The sequence below is a fragment of the Bacillus sp. 5B6 genome (genome assembly GCF_000259405.1).
GTDB lineage: Bacteria > Bacillota > Bacilli > Bacillales > Bacillaceae > Bacillus > Bacillus velezensis.
Window position 1 is genome coordinate 2,050,492 of sequence record NZ_AJST01000001.1, and the last position, 19,449, is coordinate 2,069,940.

Annotated in this window: 23 protein-coding genes and 1 riboswitch; of the genes, 2 read left to right on the top strand and 21 right to left on the bottom strand. The window is 46.4% G+C overall.

Annotated elements, in window-relative coordinates; genetic code table 11:
* Nucleotides 1-7 precede the first annotated feature (7 nt).
* From MY7_RS09565 to MY7_RS09630, 14 genes are all read right to left on the bottom strand, one after another.
* Nucleotides 8-1,072: a hypothetical protein gene (locus MY7_RS09565; RefSeq protein WP_029326124.1), complete on the bottom strand. Its 1,065-nt coding sequence runs from the start codon at nucleotides 1,070-1,072 to the stop codon at nucleotides 8-10.
* Nucleotides 1,047-1,631 carry an RNA polymerase sigma factor SigX gene (gene sigX / locus MY7_RS09570; RefSeq protein ID WP_003153399.1) on the bottom strand — a complete coding sequence of 195 codons (585 nt, stop codon included), beginning with the start codon at nucleotides 1,629-1,631 and terminating at the stop codon, nucleotides 1,047-1,049. The genes MY7_RS09565 and sigX overlap by 26 nt, the downstream gene beginning before the upstream one ends.
* Nucleotides 1,632-1,821: 190 nt before the next feature.
* A complete protein-coding gene (locus MY7_RS09575) occupies nucleotides 1,822-3,603 on the bottom strand; it encodes an ATP-binding protein (RefSeq protein ID WP_007409435.1) in 1,782 nt (593 codons plus the stop codon).
* Nucleotides 3,600-4,322, bottom strand: coding sequence for a DNA-binding response regulator ResD (resD, locus tag MY7_RS09580; RefSeq protein ID WP_003153397.1), 723 nt, complete (start codon nucleotides 4,320-4,322; stop codon nucleotides 3,600-3,602). The genes MY7_RS09575 and resD overlap by 4 nt, the downstream gene beginning before the upstream one ends.
* 81 nt (nucleotides 4,323-4,403) lie before the next feature.
* Nucleotides 4,404-5,579 carry a c-type cytochrome biogenesis protein CcsB gene (ccsB, locus tag MY7_RS09585; RefSeq protein WP_007409434.1) on the bottom strand — a complete coding sequence of 392 codons (1,176 nt, stop codon included), beginning with the start codon at nucleotides 5,577-5,579 and terminating at the stop codon, nucleotides 4,404-4,406.
* An 18-nt stretch (nucleotides 5,580-5,597) separates the two neighbouring features.
* Nucleotides 5,598-7,226, bottom strand: coding sequence for a cytochrome c biogenesis protein ResB (gene resB, locus MY7_RS09590; protein WP_007612294.1), 1,629 nt, complete (start codon nucleotides 7,224-7,226; stop codon nucleotides 5,598-5,600).
* On the bottom strand, nucleotides 7,223-7,762 hold the full coding sequence (gene resA, locus MY7_RS09595; RefSeq protein ID WP_007612295.1) for a thiol-disulfide oxidoreductase ResA: 540 nt from the start codon (nucleotides 7,760-7,762) through the stop codon (nucleotides 7,223-7,225). The genes resB and resA overlap by 4 nt, the downstream gene beginning before the upstream one ends.
* Nucleotides 7,763-7,846: 84 nt before the next feature.
* Nucleotides 7,847-8,581 (bottom strand): 23S rRNA pseudouridine(2605) synthase RluB, encoded by a 735-nt coding sequence (rluB, locus tag MY7_RS09600; RefSeq protein WP_007612296.1) that lies wholly within the window; start codon nucleotides 8,579-8,581, stop codon nucleotides 7,847-7,849.
* 93 nt (nucleotides 8,582-8,674) lie between these two features.
* Nucleotides 8,675-9,211, bottom strand: coding sequence for a spore maturation protein SpmB (gene spmB, locus MY7_RS09605; RefSeq protein ID WP_003153387.1), 537 nt, complete (start codon nucleotides 9,209-9,211; stop codon nucleotides 8,675-8,677).
* A gap of 4 nt (nucleotides 9,212-9,215) precedes the next feature.
* The gene (locus tag MY7_RS09610; protein WP_003153385.1) at nucleotides 9,216-9,806 is read right to left on the bottom strand and encodes a nucleoside recognition domain-containing protein; all 591 of its coding nucleotides are present in this window, start codon (nucleotides 9,804-9,806) and stop codon (nucleotides 9,216-9,218) included.
* Nucleotides 9,794-10,945 carry a D-alanyl-D-alanine carboxypeptidase family protein gene (locus MY7_RS09615; RefSeq protein WP_007612297.1) on the bottom strand — a complete coding sequence of 384 codons (1,152 nt, stop codon included), beginning with the start codon at nucleotides 10,943-10,945 and terminating at the stop codon, nucleotides 9,794-9,796. The genes MY7_RS09610 and MY7_RS09615 overlap by 13 nt, the downstream gene beginning before the upstream one ends.
* Nucleotides 10,946-11,057: 112 nt before the next feature.
* Complete coding sequence (locus tag MY7_RS09620) at nucleotides 11,058-11,543, bottom strand: DUF3907 family protein (protein WP_003153380.1); 486 nt, start codon at nucleotides 11,541-11,543, stop codon at nucleotides 11,058-11,060.
* An 89-nt stretch (nucleotides 11,544-11,632) separates the two neighbouring features.
* A complete protein-coding gene (gene scpB / locus MY7_RS09625) occupies nucleotides 11,633-12,226 on the bottom strand; it encodes an SMC-Scp complex subunit ScpB (RefSeq protein ID WP_007409428.1) in 594 nt (197 codons plus the stop codon).
* Complete coding sequence (locus MY7_RS09630; protein ID WP_007409427.1) at nucleotides 12,216-12,971, bottom strand: segregation/condensation protein A; 756 nt, start codon at nucleotides 12,969-12,971, stop codon at nucleotides 12,216-12,218. Before MY7_RS09630 ends, scpB begins: the two co-directional genes overlap by 11 nt.
* Nucleotides 12,972-13,178: 207 nt before the next feature.
* Here MY7_RS09630 and MY7_RS19210 point away from each other — a divergent pair, with 207 nt between their 5' ends.
* The gene (locus MY7_RS19210; protein ID WP_003153376.1) at nucleotides 13,179-13,268 is read left to right on the top strand and encodes a YjcZ family sporulation protein; all 90 of its coding nucleotides are present in this window, start codon (nucleotides 13,179-13,181) and stop codon (nucleotides 13,266-13,268) included.
* 87 nt (nucleotides 13,269-13,355) lie between these two features.
* Nucleotides 13,356-13,877 (top strand): DUF309 domain-containing protein, encoded by a 522-nt coding sequence (locus tag MY7_RS09635; RefSeq protein ID WP_007612304.1) that lies wholly within the window; start codon nucleotides 13,356-13,358, stop codon nucleotides 13,875-13,877.
* A gap of 65 nt (nucleotides 13,878-13,942) precedes the next feature.
* On the opposite strand, the gene ribT is transcribed toward MY7_RS09635, so the two are convergent.
* From ribT to lepB, 7 genes are all read right to left on the bottom strand, one after another.
* Complete coding sequence (gene ribT / locus MY7_RS09640; protein WP_003153373.1) at nucleotides 13,943-14,317, bottom strand: GNAT family N-acetyltransferase RibT; 375 nt, start codon at nucleotides 14,315-14,317, stop codon at nucleotides 13,943-13,945.
* Between the two features lie 116 nt (nucleotides 14,318-14,433).
* A complete protein-coding gene (gene ribH / locus MY7_RS09645) occupies nucleotides 14,434-14,898 on the bottom strand; it encodes a 6,7-dimethyl-8-ribityllumazine synthase (protein WP_003153372.1) in 465 nt (154 codons plus the stop codon).
* A 32-nt stretch (nucleotides 14,899-14,930) separates the two neighbouring features.
* Complete coding sequence (locus MY7_RS09650; protein ID WP_007612309.1) at nucleotides 14,931-16,127, bottom strand: bifunctional 3,4-dihydroxy-2-butanone-4-phosphate synthase/GTP cyclohydrolase II; 1,197 nt, start codon at nucleotides 16,125-16,127, stop codon at nucleotides 14,931-14,933.
* 14 nt (nucleotides 16,128-16,141) lie between these two features.
* Nucleotides 16,142-16,789 (bottom strand): riboflavin synthase, encoded by a 648-nt coding sequence (ribE, locus tag MY7_RS09655; RefSeq protein WP_007409425.1) that lies wholly within the window; start codon nucleotides 16,787-16,789, stop codon nucleotides 16,142-16,144.
* Nucleotides 16,770-17,885, bottom strand: coding sequence for a bifunctional diaminohydroxyphosphoribosylaminopyrimidine deaminase/5-amino-6-(5-phosphoribosylamino)uracil reductase RibD (gene ribD, locus MY7_RS09660; RefSeq protein ID WP_007612315.1), 1,116 nt, complete (start codon nucleotides 17,883-17,885; stop codon nucleotides 16,770-16,772). Before ribD ends, ribE begins: the two co-directional genes overlap by 20 nt.
* 131 nt (nucleotides 17,886-18,016) lie before the next feature.
* Nucleotides 18,017-18,163: riboswitch (FMN riboswitch) on the bottom strand.
* Nucleotides 18,164-18,282: 119 nt separating this feature from the next.
* Complete coding sequence (locus MY7_RS09665) at nucleotides 18,283-18,627, bottom strand: hypothetical protein (protein ID WP_007409423.1); 345 nt, start codon at nucleotides 18,625-18,627, stop codon at nucleotides 18,283-18,285.
* Between the two features lie 246 nt (nucleotides 18,628-18,873).
* A complete protein-coding gene (gene lepB, locus MY7_RS09670) occupies nucleotides 18,874-19,449 on the bottom strand; it encodes a signal peptidase I (RefSeq protein ID WP_007612320.1) in 576 nt (191 codons plus the stop codon).

Genomic DNA, 19,449 nt, shown 5'->3' on the forward strand with positions numbered 1-19,449 from the left:
TTTACGTTTAATGGCTTGGAAGCGGATTAGGCGCGGCAGGCACAGCGATAGGTTTTGTCACATCATAATTACCGATTTTCTTTGTATGCGCATGTGTGAACTGCACCTCAGAATAACCGAATTCCTTCGCGGTTAACAGAAGCCCTTCGATCATTAAAATCCCTTCCAGCGAATCTTCAACCTTATGTTTTTCGGACAATTGAATCCGCAGCTGATCGCCGTCTTCCCTTTCCGATACCGATGCAATCGCATCTGCTTCTATAATGCTCGCGGTCTGTGAGCCTCCGTCTGTTGTCTTCATCCCGTCAATAGCCTGATATACTGAATAATAGGTTTGTTCAGACGGGATGAGATACTCTTGTCCCAGACTGTCGCTGTAAGAAAAATACGCCCGGTTTGTCTGTTTATGTACGGACATCTCAGCGGAAATGCCGTAAGGTTTATAAAAATCCTGTCCGGCTCCGTTTTGAACCTTTTTCAATTTAATCCGCTCGTAAGGACTCCATGTCAAAGTCTCTTTCAGCATCTTTTTCAATAAGTCAGCATCGGCAACTGATTCGATAGAGAACCGTCCGTTTACCTGCACAAGCAAGTCCTTCTTATCCGCCGTTACCTGCACACCGTCCAAAAGGTTCGGCACAGACAGGAAGGATTCGGGCACTTCTAGGTTTTCCGCTTCGGATAAAGCCTCTGAAACCGATTCATCCGGCTTCTTTTTTTCAAAACTGACCGGAATGACGGCAGATGTTTCTGAATCGGCAAATGCCAAAGTAATGTAATTGTTTTTGTTTTGGTTTGAGACGACGAACGTCTTCTGATCCGGCGGCTTGACAGAAGCTGACTGACTCGCTTTTTCAGTCTGGCGGCTGTCAGCGGTAAGATCACCGGAAGATTTGTTTGTCATCAGATGAGGAGATATAATCAGAGCGATGCACAATGCGCAGATGCCGGCTGCGGCGGGGCCGATCCAGCTTCGGGCCGGTTTTTTCCTGTACGGTTTACCTGTTTCAATATTCCGGTAAATGGCCTCGGGTGAACGATGATCTCTAACCGCCGGAAGTTGTCTTAACAACTCCTCTACTCTTTCTTCGTTCCAATATGACTTCATCATCCATTAGCTCCTCCCTCAAAAGCTCCATCTGTTTCCGAAGTATTTTGAGCCCTCTGTGTTGGGTCGTTTTGACTTTGCTTTCCGAGAAGCGGAGAGCGGCGGCTGTTTCCTGAATGGAATATCCCTGAATAAATCTCAAGATAATAACAGCTCTTTGATCAATGGTGCAATGATCAAGCGCGGTATAAATTTCCCGGACGTTTTCATGCTGTACGGCGAGTTCGTCCGGAAGCAAATGCTGATCTCTGACATCTTGTGTATCCCAATCAAACGTACCCATAATACGCTGTCTGATCGTCTGCTGCTTGCGGAACCAGTCAATCGCCACATGGCGTGCGATGGATAACAGCCATGTTTTTTCACTGCTTCTTCCTTCAAATGTATGATAGGAATTCAAGACGCGGATATACACTTCCTGCGTCAAATCTTCAGCCTGCGACTTATCTTTTACCATATAAAATAAAAATTGATATAAATCTTGATGGTATGCATCATATAATATCTGAAAGGTTTCTTCCATGGGAAACCCCTCCGTTCACTTTTTTGTCGTAAAAATGCGTTGAAAAGTTACATTACAACTATATTACGAGAAACTGGAATTTGGAAGGGAATTTATATTAACATATTCTTAAATTTTTAAAGGAGAAACAAATAAAAAACACCCGCAGAACATGCGGGTGTTTCGTATGGAACAAGATTGTTCGTCAATTTCAGACGTCATCCTGCACTTTTGTCGGAATATAAAATGTAAACGTCGTCCCTTTGTCGATGCTGCTATGAACCGCAATTGAGCCGCCGTGGGCTTCCACGATATTTTTTACGATGGCGAGTCCGAGTCCGGTTCCCGCCCTGCCTCTTGTTCTTGCTTTGTCCGCTTTATAAAAACGTTCAAAAATAAAAGGCAGGTCCTCTTCCGGTATTCCCGAGCCGGAATCTTTGATATCGATTTTCAGTCCGTCTTTTACGGTCTGAGCCGCGATATGAACGCTTCCGCCTGACTCCGTGTGGCGCAGCGCATTATCTATAAGGTTGGTAAACACCTGTTCCATTTTATCTTCGTCAAAGACACACTCCGGCTGAGACACCGAGATGTCTTCTGTGAGCGAAACGCCTTTTTCCTTCGCTACCCCGGAAAATTTGCGGGAGATCTTCTCCAGAAATTCATGCAGGTTTACCGTTTCATAGTGCAGGCCCGTATGTCCGGATTCCATTCTGGCCAAATCCAGCAAATCATTGACGAGCCGGCCCATGCGAAGAGATTCATCATAAATGATCTGTGCGATTTCTTTTTTCTCCTCTTCGGTGCTTGCAATGTCGTCCACTATTGCTTCACTGTATCCCTGCAGCATAGAAATCGGAGTTCTGAGCTCATGACTGACATTGGCAATGAAGTCTTCACGCAATTTATCGAGCCTGCGCTCTTCGGTCATATCACGGAGCACGGCCACGGCGCCGCGGACGTGTGATTCCGCATAAAGAGGCGACATCAATAAAACCCATGACCTTCCTTGAAGCGTCATTTCAATCATTTGCTCTTTTTCTGTGTTCACTGCATTTTGAAATAGCTCTTTTGCTTCAGGGGGAAGGTTATCTCCTTCTTTAATGTTCATGTTCTGCTCATAATACCATGCCTGCAGAAAACGTTCGGCCGGCGGGTTGGTCACCAAAATGGTGCCGTCGATATTAATGGTGATGACCCCGTCTGCCATACTGCTTAAAATATTGGACAGCTGTTCTTTTTCCTGATTCAGCGCGTTAATATGGAAATTGAGCTGCCGTCCCATCTGATTAAAGGCAATGGCCAGTTCCCCGATTTCATCTTGGGTCAGAATCGGAATTTTTGTATCAAACTTTCCTTTCGCCAAGTCTTGGGCGCCTTCCCGCATTTTCCGAAGGGGATATGTCACCCTGCTGGATAAAAAGAACGCGAAAAACGTTGTCAAGACGATGGCAATGCCCGCCGCAAGAAAAATATAGCGTGTTGTATGTTTCGTCGTATCTTTGACGGCAAGCAGCGATTGGGATAAAAAGACCATGCCTTTTTTGCCGTCTTTTTCATACGGCACTCCGACGATCAGCCGTTCGTTATCCGAACCGGCATTGTTGGGGACCGCACGTTTGCTTACTTTTTTGCGGTCTGTCAGCGCCTTGTGCAGATCCCGGTCATGTTTGATCTGCTCTAATGTAATAGAGGATAAATGATTATCGTCATTGGGCGAATACCAGACATGCTTATCATCCTGAATGATCGCGATGCTCGTTAAATTGTCCGCCAGTTCCCACGTGATGGATCTGGCAAGCGGCTGGTCTTCATGATTTTCTATTATGACCGCAATTTTATCGGCAAGCTGCGTTAAATCTTTTTCCGCTTCTTCAACGTGGTAATTTTCTATAAATTCCAGAAGCAGCACCGTTAAAATAAATAAAACAATTAACACGAGTGAAAGAATGGTAAACCAAAGCTTTCCTACTACGCTTTTCCAAAACTTCATTCAGCGCCTACCTCAAATTTGTATCCGACTCCCCATACGGTGACGATTTTTTTCGCCGCTCCCGGGGACACTTTATTTAATTTTTCACGGAGCCGTTTGACATGGGTGTCCACCGTTCTGAGGTCTCCGAAAAATTCATACTGCCACACTTCTTTTAAAAGCTTTTCCCTGTCGTACACTTTGTCCGGTGTTTTCGCGAGGAAGTACAGCAGTTCATATTCCTTCGGCGTCAGGCTCACCTCCGTGCCGTCCGCAGTCACCCTGTGAGCATCGTGATCAATGGATAGATGCGAAAAGACGAGCACATTTTTTGTCGGGGTATTGGCTGTGAGATAAGATGTTTGGGAAGCCCTTCTTAAAAGCGCCTTTACCCGAAGCACCACTTCCCTCGGGCTGAAAGGCTTGACGATATAATCGTCCGTACCCGCTTCAAACCCCTGGACGCGGTTGGCTTCTTCCCCTTTTGCCGTCAGCATGATAATCGGCGTCGCTTTTTTTTCTCTGAGCTGCCGGCATACTTCGATTCCGTCCGTTCCCGGCATCATTAAATCCAAGAGCACCAGATCATAATCTGATGCCAGCCCCATTTTAATGGCCTCGTCGCCGTTTTCCGCTTCTTCAATTACATAGTTTTCCCGTTCAAGGTACATTCTTAAAAGGCGTCGAATTCTGGCTTCATCATCTACTACTAATATTTTAGTTTCATTTGTTTGATCCATCGTTTTCCCCCTGCTTTCCTTCTGTTACTTTCATTTTAACAAACTGTGCGGCAGCTTGAGAACTGTATCGGCTTTTTGCATCTATGCGTACGAATGAAGTCCGGCAAGCACGAGATTCACAAAAATTAAGTTAAACATAATAATGGCGAAGCCGATGACGGCAAGCCACGCGGACTTTTCGCCATGCCAGCCTCTTGACAGCCGCAAGTGCAAATACGCTGCGTAAAATAAAAAGGTGATCAGCGCCCATACTTCCTTCGGGTCCCAGCCCCAAAAACGCGTCCATGCAAGCTGCGCCCAAATCATCGCAAACACAAGCGCGCCGAGTGTGAATACCGGAAAACCGATGGAAACAGCGCGGTAGCCGACTTCATCGACCAAGTCCAGATTCACATTTTTGACGAGCGGGCTGATAAGAGCGCTGATTCTCTTTCTGAATATCAGCCTGAGCGCACCGTATAAAACGAGACCTGCGCCAAACGACCAGATCACCGTATTGACCTTTCTGCCTGAAAAAATGGCCGGAAGCTCAATAAGCGGCTTCATTGCGCCTTCCGTAAGCAGTTCTCCCTCATGCGGGCCGACAAGCGCAGGCATATCATATATCATGACGCTTTTGGCTTCTTTTTTATCCACCCAATTAAATTCAGCTTTGTAGTCCGCCAGCCGGAATGCCGACGTGACGGCGATAAATGCCACGGTCGTCACGAGTATAAACATGATGACTTCAAGCCAGAACGTTTTTTTGCCCGGTCTGGATTGGTCGACATGCTTTAACAGGAAAATGACGCCGGCTACAAAACTGATCGCAAGAATCGCCTGCCCGAGCGCCGCCGTCGTGACGTGAATGTACAGCCAATTGCTCTGCAGTGACGGAATAAGCGGTGTAATGTCTGTCGGAAACATGCTTGCATATGCGATAAGCAAAAGCGCGATAGACAATGTGAACATGCCTAATGAAGGCAGTCTGTAAATAAAGTAAATAATAATAAAAGCGAGAACAAGCATCATGCCGAATGACGTCGTAAATTCAAACATATTGCTGACAGGCGCATGTCCGCTTGCCGACCATCTCGCAATGAAGTAGCCGAGATGACAAAGAAATCCGAAAATGGTTAACGTGATTCCGATAGCCGACCAGCGGCCCTTACCGTCCTTAGCACCTTTTGTTCCCCGGATGGCGCCGCCGAAAACCGGGACGGCAATTAAATAAATCAAAAAGGCAGCATAAAGAAAATTTGCGCTCAGCTCCGCCATGACACCACTCCTTTTTCACTAGGCCTGATTTTTGGCCAATTCTTTTTGATCGGCCGGCTCTTGAATCCCGGTCCCGCTAAGAACAAATTCGATATCTTTTTTCAGACCGAACCAGTTTTTGTTCGTATGTCCCGCCACAAGCACTTCATGATCACCTGTTTTGATCCAGATCCTTCTGTGCTGCCAGTACATTCCTTGAATGACGCCGATCATAAAGATCGCGCCGCCGACGGCAAGCACCCATAAGGTTAAGTCTTTTCTGACGGTGAGTCCTGTAATGTTTTTCGTTTCCACATGGTCGAATTTTAATTTGTACTTGTTACTTTCGGAACCTTCAACAGTCTGCTGAATCGCAACAAAACTTTTCTCCCCTTTCGGCTTGTCAGGAGCCGTGATTTTAAAGACAAAAGCCGGATTGTTAGGAACCTTCGTTTTCGTGCTCGGTTCTCCGTCCTTGTTAAAATAAAAATCAGGAAGATAACTGGCGATCTGCACTTTGTAACCGTTACCAAGATCATAGTCCGTGTCGGGATCAAGAAGATTGATCTTCAGTTTGCCGAATGACTGTTTTGTTTTTTGGTCGATCAGCTGAAATACCATCTGATCGAGCTGGTTTTCTTTATAGTCCACCTGATACACAGAATAGGAGTCAAAACGCAGCGGTTCATTGACGCGGATATTGTTTTCTTTGACTCTTTTAAGCTTCGGCTTTTCGCCGAATACAATGTCGCCTTCCCTCTTGTACAAAACCGCGTCCGTTATGAAGGATTTGGCGACTTTGCCGTTTCCGGCTCTGTCAATGGCGTCGGCGAATACTTTTTTCTCAGTGTCTTTGTTATATGTCTGCATCGTGAACCGGTTGTTTTTTAAGTAATACTTGCCGTCAGTGCCGGGGATCTGAGCGGTTTCGCCTTCACGGACCCAGAGCGTTTCATCGACATACATACCGGGTACAAATCTCAGCATGGCTCCGATCAGAAAAATGATCAGACCGATATGATTGACGTAGGGCCCCCACCTTGAAAAACGGCCTTTTTCCGCCAGAATGCTTCCCTCTTGTTCTCGCACTCTATAATGCTTTTTTTTCAATCGTGTTCTGAGGCTATCAGCCGCATCCCCGCTCAGCTCGGTTTCTGTCCGGCTGTATAGACGCTGCCTCTTCAAAAAGATCGGATTCCGCCGAACTCCTTGATTTTTAAGCGCTCTGTACAAAGGAATCACCCGATCCAGGCTGCAGATGACCAGTGATATGCCAATGGATGCGATCAGGATCATATACCACCATGAGCCGTACAGGTGATGAAATCCCAGCAGATAGTACAGTTGACCGATTATGCCATACTGCTGTTCATAATATGTATCCGGCTGGGCGCCCGGCGGCAGATAAGCTTCCTGCGGAAAAACCGTGCCGAAAGCAGACGCCGCCAGAGTAATGACGATCAGCCATATTCCGACTTTTACGGAAGAAAAGAAGTTCCATACCTTATCTACGATTGTTTTGTTATATGTTTGCGAACGCCTTGCGCTGCCGTCGTACCGCATATCCGCAAGCAGCGATTTTTGATCATCAAGCGGCTTCCCGCACGACTCGCACAAAACCGTCCCGGCTGGATTCACGTGCCCGCATTCACATTTGACCTTTTTCATGAAGACGCCTCCGGCTTAATTAAATTCATATAGTCATGAACCATGCGTTCTGTCATCGTGCCGGTCACCACTTTCAAGACTTTTCCGTCGGGATTGATCAAAAATGTCGTCGGAATAGGTGATACGCCGTACGCGTCCAGCACTTGCCGGTCAGTATCGAGCGCAACCGGGAAATTGACGCCGTATGTTTTCATAAAGTTATGTACTGCAATTTTTGATTCGCCGACATTTACCGCAACCACCTCGACACCGAGGTCTTTAAAATGCTTGTATTGATTCTCCATGTAGGGAAATTCCTGCTTGCACGGCTCGCACCACGTTCCCCAGAAATTCAGAAAAACGCCTTTTCCTTTTAACTGACTCAGTTCTATGAGTCTGCCCTCTGTATCTTTCAGCGCGAAATTCGGGGCTTTGGACCCCTCAGATATACGCTCGCCGTTTGTGTAAACAGCATTATAGATGGTATATCCGAGCGCGCAGAGTAAGATGAGAAGGATGCCGGTCCGAATGAATAAACGCCGCCGTTTTTTGTTCATTGTACACTGCTCCCCTCCCCTGCCTGCAAATCCATTCAATTATATCATCAACACGTTTTGTAATTTTTGAAGGTTATGTGAAAATTAGAAAGCGTTTTTACCGTGTTCAGCTAAAGCCCGCAGCCTTTTCACCTCATGCGGCGACAATTCTCTTGCATCTCCTGTTCGCAGGCCTCTTAAATCTAAAAATGCGTATTCTTCACGTTTTAGTTTCAGCACGTCATGACCGATCGCCTCGAACATGCGGCGGACCTGTCTGTTCCGTCCTTCATGAATCGTCAGCTGAATGATGCTCGTCTGCTTTCTTTTGTCCAAGGAAAGCATTTTCGCTCTGGCCGGCGCCGTCTTTCCTTCTTCAAGCTGAATGCCGCGCTCAAGCTTTCTCAGAAGTTCCTTGGAAGGAATCCCCTTCACTTTGGCGACGTACGTCTTATCAATTTCGTATTTCGGATGCATGAGTTTGTTGGCAAACTCGCCGTCATTTGTCAGCAATAAAAGACCGCTCGTATCATAATCAAGCCTGCCGATCGGATAAATGCGCTGCGGCACTTCTTTGAAAAAGTCGGTCACCACTTTCCGCCCTTTGTCGTCATCAGCTGCTGAGATCACTCCTCTCGGTTTATAAAGCAGAAAGTACACGGGTTCTTCCCGCTCCACCTTTAATCCGTTTACTTCAATCTGATCAGAACCGGTCACTTTTACGCCGAGCTCTGTTATTACTTTTCCATTCACCTTTACTTTTCCTTCTTTTATCAGCTCTTCCGCCTTTCTGCGTGATGCCACGCCGGCATGAGCAATAACTTTTTGCAGTCTTTCCATGTCGTTCACCTCAAGTATAATCTTACTTTTTTCCCCTTGAACAAACAAGCTTTTTCAAGGAGAGTTATTTTGATATATAAAAAGCGCCTGATTTCAGGCGCTTCCAAATAATAACGTAACTATGATGATTGATGCAACCACCCCGATCAAATCAGCAAGAAGACCAACCTTTAAAGCATCCCCCATTTTTTTGATGCCGACCGCCCCGAAATACACCGTCAGGACATACAGCGTCGTGTCAGTCGATCCCTGCATGACCGAAGCCAGCCTGCCGATAAATGAATCAGGCCCGTACACGGCGATCAGATCTGTCGTCATGCCGAGCGCCGCCGTCCCCGAAATCGGGCGGATCAGAGCAAGCGGCACGACTTCTGCGGGAATGCCGAGCGCTGTAAAGAAAGGCTTGCACAGCCCCATGACAAAATCCAGCGCGCCCGAGGCCCGGAATACGGTAATCGCCACCAGCATCCCGACCAAATAGGGAATGATGGAAAACGCAATCTCAATTCCTTCTTTTCCGCCTTCAACGAATGATTCATACGTCGGCACTTTTTTGATCGTGCCGTATATCAATATACCGGCGATAATAATCGGAATCATGGCTAAAGACAGCCAATTCACCATTTCCATTCGCTTACCTCCCTTTTCTTTTGCGGCGGTACCAGAAGTAGCGGTCAATGAAAATCGCGCCGATTCCCGAAATTAAAGTCGCTAAGATGGTCGGCCCGACGATATCGGTCGGTGATTTCGCCGAGTAAGCCATGCGCACGGCAATGACGGTTGTCGGTATCAATGTAATACTCGAAGTATTTACCGCCAAAAAGGTAATCATGGAACGGCTGGCCTCAGACTTACCTCCATTCAGCTTTTTCATCTGCTCCATGGCTTTAATGCCGAGCGGTGTCGCCGCATTTCCCAGTCCGAAAAAGTTTGCCATGAGATTTGATAAGATGTATCCCATCGCCGGATGATCAGGGGGAATATCGGGAAACAGCTTAGAAATAAACGGGCGGCACATTCTGCTGAATATATCCAAAAGGCCGGACTGCTCGGCTATTTTCATCAGGCCGAGCCAGAACACGAGAACGCTCATTAATCCGAACGAGATCGTAACCGCTTCTTTCGCTCCTTTAAAAACGGCTTCATTCACATCCTGCAAGGTACCGTTAAACATCGCAAAGACAAGTCCGATTACCGTCAGACATACCCAGATTAAATTGACCATGACGAACCGCCCGCCGCGCTCATAAACAGGCTCGTAAACGTCTCAATGAAATGCTTTTTCGGTTTTTTATGGCGCTCGTTTTCATAATAGACGGGGATCCTGGCGATCACTTTCCCATCATGCATAACAGTCATTCGGCCGACGACATCAGGAATGAGAGAGGCGTCCTTTTTCCAGGCTTTTTTCGGTTTTATTAAGGTTGTGCGGATTTTTACATCGTCGATTTCATCCTCTTTTAACAAATATTTTACATCCCGGGCAATAAAAGCGCGCTTTCCGTAAAACGTCTTTTTCAGCTTCGGAATGCCGCCTTTTTTGGCGACGACATAGGTTTTATAGTGATCAAAGACATAATTAAACATATTCATATGATCATCCCAATCATCCGGATCATTTATGGTGACCGCGATGAGATCCGTACCGTCTTTTGAGGCCGTCGAGACGAGCGTCCGTTTCGCGATTTTTGTGTAACCTGTTTTTCCGCCTGTGCTGTAACGGTAGAGCCCTGTGAGAAGCTTGTTTTTATTTTTCCATACCCGGTCCATCGTTTCCGCCTTATACACTTTTGTGCCTGAAACGGTCCGGTATTCCTTGATTTTCATCGCGTATTTAGTCAAAAGCGCCATGTCATACGCCGTTGAATATAAATTTTCATGGTCGTCCAGTCCGTGCGGATTTTGAAATTTTGTATTTTCCATCCCGATTTGCTCGGCTTTTTTGTTCATCATAAATACAAAACCGTCAAGGCTTCCGCCGACATATTCAGCTATTGCTGCAGCGGCGTCATTTCCTGATCTCAGCATAAGCCCGTATACGAGATCTTTCAGCTTCACTTTTTGTCCCGGCTGAAGATAAATGGCTGAGCCTTCCGTTTTTACGGCATTCGGGGAAACCGTCACGGTCTCTTCCATCTTCCCTGATTCAATCGCCAGCACCGCCGTCATGATTTTCGTAATGCTTGCAATCCGCCGCTTATGATGTTCATCCTTGGCGAATAACACCCTGCCAGATGCTCCGTCGATTATAATCGCGCTTTTTGCGCTGACATGTATTTGGGCATGTGCCGTATTGCCGTCTGTAATGGAAAAAAGAATAACAAAAGTCAAAAGAAATACGGCAGCTTTTTTGAGAAAGCGCATGAATGCTCACGTCCTTGTTGTGGGTTTGTACAAGTTTATGCGCATGTCCATGACTTATGAATACCAATTGCGTCACTTTCACATAAAAAAACTCTCCCAAAAGGAAGAGTTTTTATCTGACTGATGCCATATTTGAGCCTGATGCTTCATATTGCGCTAATTCTTCCCGCATGCGCAGAAATTCACTGCTGAGCGAAAGCAGAAGGCTCCGCAGCGAGTCCGGCACTTGCTGGTAGAATTCAATCGCGCTTTGGCCTGTATAAGCGGCGCGGCTGTTTTCGTACCATGTATCCTTTTTCGGCATGAAAAACTCTTCCACGCACTGATGATACACTTTATACAGCGTTTTTTCCGCTCTCACCTCATGAAACGGCTCCTGCATTAAAAGCCGCCTGCAGGCTTCCTGGGCGCCTTCGCAAAAGACGGTCATCCTCCTCAGCACACTGAGCACGTCGCGGCAGTATGCCTCATCCGCCTCTCCTTGAGCCCGCATCTCCGGCAATGTTGTATGATTTAAATAGCTGCTGACCATCGTGACAACCTCGGCTAAAAATTCACCAGTTTCTTCAGTATGGGCCCTCACAATCGAATTTCCCATTTCCGTCCGTTTCCTTCCTCTCTTGTACGTCGTCATTTGCGTCATTCATCAATGGCCTTTCCCTACTATCGTATGATGAAAAACGATTATTATTTAATATCCTCAAAAGTTTGATTGAAGTTTTCAAAGAATAAATCGGCTTCCTCCTGGAGAACGTCTTCCTCCGCATTTTCAGGAAGCGGCGGGAGCTCCTCCAATGTTTTTAAGCCGAATTGTTCAAGAAATACCGGTGTCGTGCCGTATAAAATCGCCCGGCCGGGACCGTCGGCGCGGCCCACCTCACACAGCAGCGCTTTTGACACGAGGCTGTGCAGAATCCGTTCAGACTTCACGCCCCGGATATCTTCAATTTCCGCCCGTGTGATCGGCTGCTTGTACGAAACGATCGCCAGCACTTCCAAAGAAGCCTGTGACAGCCCTTTTGACGGCACTTCGATTAGTTTTTTCAAATAAGGCACGAATTCTTTTTTCGTTCCAAGCATATACGTATCCGCATATTCGGTAAGCTCGATGCCTCTGTCGTCTTCCTTGTACTGAGCGGCCACTTCTTCCATGATTCCGGCCAGTTCCGCTTCTTCTATTTCAAGCACCGTCACCAATTGCTTTTTGGTCAGCCCTTCATCACCCGCCGCATACAGCAAGGCTTCCACAATCGCTTTCCAATTCACGATATCAAGCGCCATGAATGGATTCACTCCCCGTAATGTATATATCTGAAAAGTTTTCTTCCTGTTCAATGATAATCTGCTGATTTTTCATCAGTTCCAGGACTGCTAAAAACGTCACGACGAGATGGTCCTTTTGCCGAGAAGGAAAAAGCTCCGTGAAGTTTATTCTTCTCCCCGCCGTTTTTAAGCTTTTTACGATTTCGTTCATTCTGTCTTCAATCGGTATTTCCTGTCTTGTAATGGTCGTTTCTTTCGGCCGCGTGATTTTTTTACGCTGAAGCACCTTTTGAAACGCGCCGATCATGTCATAAACGGTCACCGACAGTTTCTGCTCGGTCTGTTTGATTTCTTTTGCATACTCACTTAAATCACTCGGCGGCTTTGTAAATGACTTTTGTCTTTCTTCTTCCCGCTCTTTTAAATCCTTCGCAGCGGTTTTATACTTTCTATACTCAATCAGCTTTTCAATCAGCTCGTCCCGAGGGTCTTCTTCTTCAAGCATTTCGTCTTCAAACAGCTCTTCCTCTTGTTTCGGAAGCAGCATTCTGCTTTTAATGCTGAGAAGCGTCGCCGCCATGACCAGATATTCACTGGCGACATCAAGTTCAAGCTCTTGCATTGTATGTACATATAATAAATATTGTTCAGTAATGGTTGCCACGGGTATGTCGTATATGTCGATTTCAAGACGGTTAATCAGATGAAGCAGCAGGTCCAATGGGCCTTCAAACGTATCAATTTTCACTTGATATTCTACCATTATCTCACCATTTTCAATATCACTCTCATTGCCGGAAAAACTGGCTACCCTTTAGTATAATCCACCGAAATGCTCTCGTCCAATACTTTTATACACGTCCTCCGTTATTTAGAAAATACTGAAAAAGAAGATATACGCCTATACCTTTAAAGGCGGATGCACATATGATAGCCGTGTAAACTTGAAACAAAGGGAGGCTGATTTCACATGAGCGGAGCTTGTTTCGGCGGAGGTTTTGCATTAATTGTCGTTCTGTTTATTTTGCTCGTTGTCGTAGGAGCATCTTACATCTGCTAGTTCCTCAGGCTTCAGGCACCAAGCCGCTCTTTTTTCCTTTTCATAGCGCTGTGGTACACTGGTTTTAGCATAAAAGGAGGAAGCGGCTTGTATCCTAAAGCTTATATCGGCTTTTTGGCCGAATTTCACGCATCAAGAGATTATTTTGAGTGTCATGAACTGTTAGAGGAATATTGGAAAGAAAGCCCTGCTGAAAAGCGGAGCATTCATTGGGTCGGCCTGATTCAGCTTGCCGTCGCTCTGTATCACCAGCGCAGGGGAAATGAAGCCGGGGCGAAACGGCTGATTGCCAACAGCTTACGTATTCTCCGGTCTGAAAAGCAGGCGGTCTGTTCTCTCGGTCTCAGCCATCCGAAGCTGATTGAGCTGATAGAAACGCTGGCAGACGATATAGAAGCGGGCCTGCCTTATAAAAGTGTTATGCTGCCGATTACAGATGAAGCCCTGAAAGAAGCATGTCTTGCCGAATGCCGCCGAAAGGGCTATACATGGGGGCAAGACGGCGTATCAGATACCTTTCTTATTCATAAACACCGCCTGCGGGACAGGACGGATGTCATTAAGGAACGCGAACGGGAAATTGAGAGAAGAAAAAAAAGCAGAGGCTGACGGTCAGCCCTGCTTTTTCTATATCAAAACAGCTCCCGAAACCGTGAAGATTCCGGGAGCTTTTGTCAGTTATTATATGAGATATCCTGATCTTTTTGATGTTGACAGCGTTCAAAAAAGCTTTGCGTTAATTCATTCGGAACGAGTGCCTCCGTTTTGAACAGACGTTTTAAGGCGTCCATCATCTGCTTTCCGATTCCTTGATGGCGGTGAGAAGGATTCACGCTGATATGCCGGATTTCAACTTCTGAGTCCTTTTTTTCGACTCCGATCGCTCCGACGATATCTTCATCCTCTTTCCAAAGAAAGAGCTGGCGGCCAGTATCCGTTTCATAGTCCTTTATTGTCTGCTGAAGCTGCTTGAGATCTTTTTCATTCGGCATAAATGACAGAAGACCCATCGCAATCTTTTCAAACGATTTTTTATAACGAATTAACATAAAAACCCCTCTATATCCAAAATGTCCATTCATGTCCTATCAAACGGATACATAAAGGCGATCCGTTTCCTCACATTATATCATTTTCGCCGCTGTTTTAAACGCTTTTCAACAAATTATTCAAATGAACGGTTTAAGTTTGCCATTTCAATGGCAGATACCGCGCAATCCGCTCCCTTATTTCCTGCTTTTGTTCCGGCTCGTTCGATGGCCTGCTCAATGGTTTCAGTCGTCACGATGCCGAAGATAACCGGGACGCCCGTCGCCGTTCCCGCCTGGGCAATGCCTTTTGCCGCTTCATTGCAGACATAGTCATAATGCGTTGTCGCTCCTCTGATAACCGTGCCGAGCGTAATGACGGCATCGTATTTTTTCGTTTCCGCCATTTTCTTTGCCGCAAACGGGATTTCAAACGCTCCCGGCACCCAAGCGACGTCAATGTCGTTTGATTCTACACCGTGGCGAAGCAACGTGTCTTCCGCTCCGCTTAACAGCTTGCTCGTTATAAATTCATTAAATCTGCCGACGACGATTCCGATTTTAAGACCTGTTCCTACTAGGTTTCCTTGTATGATATTCATATGTTATCCATCCTTTTTTGTGAGATTTGTTTTTAGAAATGAAGCAGATGTCCAAGTTTTTTCATTTTGGTCTGTAAATATTGCTTGTTATGCTCACTCGCTTCCATTTGAAGCGGCACCCGTTCTGAAATGCTGAGACCGTATCCTTCGAGGCCGGCGATTTTCCGGGGGTTATTGGTTAAAAGTTTCATATGCTGAACCCCTAAGTCGCGGAGAATCTGGGCGCCGATGCCGTAGTTGCGCAGATCAGGCAGAAAGCCGAGCGCTTCGTTCGCTTCAACCGTGTCATACCCTTGTTCCTGCAATCGGTACGCCTTCAGCTTATTGATTAAACCGATCCCTCTGCCTTCCTGGCGCAAATACAATAGAACGCCGCGGCCTTCTTCAGCAATTTGCGCAAGCGCGGCATGAAGCTGAGGTCCGCAATCACAGCGATGGGATGCAAACACATCGCCCGTCAGGCATTCTGAGTGCACTCTGACAAGAACGGGTTCGCTGTTAAACGGGACATCCCCCATGACAAAGGCGAGATGTTCTTTTCCGTCAACCTCGTTTGTATATCCGTAAACTCTAAACGTGCCGAAGTCAGTCGGCAGCGTAATATCAACTTCTCTGTTCACAAGTGCCGTAATATTGTAACGGTACTCTATTAAGTCTTTTATCGTAATCATTTTCAGCTGGTGGCGTTCGGCGATTTCGGCTAACTCCGGCACTCTGGCCATTGTGCCGTCTTCATTCATAATTTCACAAATGACGCCCGCTCCCTGAGATCCGCAGGCTTTTGCAAGATCAACGGCTGCTTCCGTATGGCCGGCCCGCTTCAGGACGCCTCCTTTTTTTGCGATTAAGGGGAAAATGTGGCCCGGACGCTGAAAATCGTCAGACACAGATTCTTCGTTCAACAGCGCCTGAATGGTAAAGGATCGTTCCTGCGCGCTGATGCCCGTTTTTGTCAGCCTGTGGTCAATACTGACCGTAAACGCGGTCTCATGTGAGTCCGTATTATGATCAACCATCGGGTGAAGATCCAGCCGGCCGGCGATGTCTTCAGACAGCGGCGTGCAGATCAGGCCTCTCCCATGGGTCGCCATAAAATTAACCACTTCCGGCGTGGCATGCTCAGCCAGCGCTACGAAATCTCCTTCGTTTTCTCTGTCTTCATCATCGACAACAATGATGACTTCACCTTTTTTCAGCGCCTCTAACGCCTCTTCTATCGGATGAAACATATCGATCTTCCTTTCTAAAAGCCGTTCTCGCTTAAAAAGGCTTCCGTGATAGTTTGATTGCTTTTCGTTTGTTCTGTTTTGTGCAAAAAGCGGTATAAGTATTTGCCGATCATGTCACACTCAATATTTACGGTCGATCCGACTGTTTTCGTCTGAAAAATCGTTTCTGAGATGGTATGCGGAATGATGGATACCGTTACGCTTTCGTCTGATAAGCCGAAAATCGTCAGGCTCACGCCGTCTACCGTAATTGAACCTTTCAATACGAGCGTTTTTGTCAATTCCGGCGAAAGTTTTAAATCGTAATAGACCGCGTTGCTTTTTTTCTCGATCCGCGTAATTTCCGCCGTTCCGTCCACATGCCCTGATACAAAGTGGCCGCCGAACCGTCCGTTGGCGGACATCGCTCTTTCCAGGTTTACTTTACTGCCTTTTGACAAGCCGTTCAGCGAAGTGGCTTTCACTGTTTCCGGCATGACATCAACCGTAAATTGATTGTCAGAAAATCCGGTTACGGTCAGGCAGATGCCGTTTACCGCAATGCTGTCGCCAAGTTTCACATCACTTGTCACTTTTGAAGCGGCGATGGTTAATGCCATGGAAAGGCCTGTCTTTTTGATTGCTTGGATCGTGCCTGTTTCTTCAACGATTCCTGTAAACATCGTCACCATCCTTTCCATCTTTAGGTATGGCCGTCAGTTTTATATCCGGCCCGATTTGGGTGATTTGTGTGAATTGTAAATGGGGGACATCTTTCATTGATTGAAAACCTTCACCGGAGATCAAGCTGGGAGCAAGCGTTCCTCCGATTAATTTAGGGGCGAAATAGAAATGAAGCTCTTGGAAACAGCCTTCCTTGACAAAACTTCCGTGTACGGATGCTCCGCCTTCCACATAAACGGACATTATGCCGTTTTCAGCAAGAATGCTGAGCACCTCAGGGACGTGAATGCGGTCTGTTTCCAGCGGAATAACTTTTATTCCGAGTGCGGTCAGCCGGTCTTTCTTTTGCACGTCTGCACCTTTGGCCGTAAATATCCATGTCGGCGCAGCGCCGTCAGTGAGCACATTTGCCGTTTCAGGAATGGTCAGCTTTGTATCGAGAATCACTCTGACCGGCTGCTTCACCGCATCAGGAAGCCTGCAGGTCAGGCTCGGATTATCGGCTTTGACTGTGCCTGCTCCGACAAGAATGCTTTGATGCGATTTCCTGTATTGCTGGGCATCAAGCCTTGCCGCCTCTGATGTAATCCATTTGCTGTCACCGGTTTCAGTCGCTGTTTTCCCGTCAAGGCTCGCGGCCGCTTTCAAGGTGACATACGGAAGTCCGGTCCGCATGAAGTGAAGAAACATTTTATTCAGCTCTTCTGCCTGCTGCCTGAGAAGTCCGGTTTTCACTTCGATGCCCGCTGCTTCCAGCATTCCGATGCCTTTTCCGGCTACAAGCGGATTCGGATCTTTCACCGCGATGAACACCCTTTTTATCCCCGACTTTATTATCAGTTCGGCGCATGGCGGTGTTTTTCCATAATGGCTGCAAGGCTCCAGCGTCACATACAAATCGGCGCCTTTTGCGTGTCTGCCGGCCATATTAATCGCGTGAACCTCGGCATGCGCTTCTCCGTATTGCAAATGGGCGCCCATTCCGACGATCTGTCCGTTTTTGACGACGACAGCGCCGACAAGAGGATTGGACTGTGTCTGTCCTTCACCGCGTCTGGCAAGTTCTATTGCCGTATTCATATAATATTCTTCCATCGTTATCCCTCCCTTCTTCCACGCAATTTGGCGTCAAAAAAGCCCCGAATGTTTACACAGTTCGGGGCTTCGCCAGTTTTAATCCATAGGAAATAAGACTATACAGTAAGTTTATTTTTTGCATAGCTTCTCTCATCCTTCTCCCATCCAGACTTTCACTGTCGGCTTCAGCTTTTCACTGAATCCACCGTATACAGATGCATACGGGTCACGGGCTGTAAAGCGCAAAACGCCTTATTACCGCCGGTCGGGATTTTCACCCAGCCCCGAAGGATACAATCAATATTTTTTTGTCCTTATCCGCTATTATAACATCCTTTGCGGCTGGCGCAATGAATTTGCACCTAATTATTCAGAAAAATAAAAAGCGCCCTTTTCTCATAAAAGGCGCCTTTATTTATTCGTTCACTTTGACGACCTTCAATAAGCCGTCAATCCGGTTTGATTTGCTGAAATACGCTTTAATCTTATCTCCCTTTTTCACATCGGAGAGATCCTGCTTCAGCTTGTCGCCGTTAAAAATAATTTTTGTGCCGTTTTCTGCCGTACCGTGGTACTCAGTTCCTTCGATTTTCGTAATTTTATATGTTTTGACTGTATATTCTTCTTTTTCCTGGGACAGGGTTTGTCCGATTGCAGTCGGCACGTCTTTCAGTTCAATATCGTTTATGACCATATAACCGCCCGCTAATAACAGCAGCAGTACAAGTAAAATGGCTGCTTTTGTTTTAATTCTTCCCATTTTTCTACCTCCAGCCCGTATCAATCTATTCATTACTATGTCATATTCCTTTTGTTCATGAATAGAAAACCGTTCTTCCCTGCGTGAGTTATTCATATAACGTTTCATAAAGGGAAGATGTTTCATGTATCTGTAAAACTTTCTATCTATTAAATAGATATACGAATTTATGTTCTGTTTTTGAGGGTGGAAAGATAAATTTATATAAAAAAAGCAGTTTTCTTATAAGAAAACTGCCTGTACGGTTTATTTCGTCTTGCGAATTTCGTTAAACGGGAAGAAGACGAATTTTGATGTTCCCGCTATTTGTTTTTTCGTAAAAAGACCGAGGCCGTTGCGGCTGTCCATAGATTCTCTGCGATTATCACCCATGACGAAATATTTGTCGTCCGGCACCTTCACCGGGCCGAAGTCTTCTGTCAGCCGGTCATAGCCGCCTTGCTTCGCCTTGTGCTTGTTTGCCGCTAAATACGGTTCGGACACTTTTTTGCCGTTGATGTACAGCTGATCGTTTTTCATTTGCACCGTGTCGCCGGGGAGTCCGATAATCCGTTTGACATAGTGCTCGTTTTCTCCGTTCAGAACGACGATTTGGCCGCGTTTGAAGTCGCTTATGTATTTGACCGTCATATTGACAAAGATTCTCTCGCGGTCATGCAGCGTCGGATCCATTGATCTTCCATCAACGAGATAAGGGGCAAATAAAAAGTTTCGGATGAGCAGTGCCAGAACGACAGCGATGATAATGGCTTTCGCCCAATCAAGTACGGCGCTTTTTTTAGAAGTTTTTTCTTTTTCTGATTTCAAGTGATTTCCTCCCAT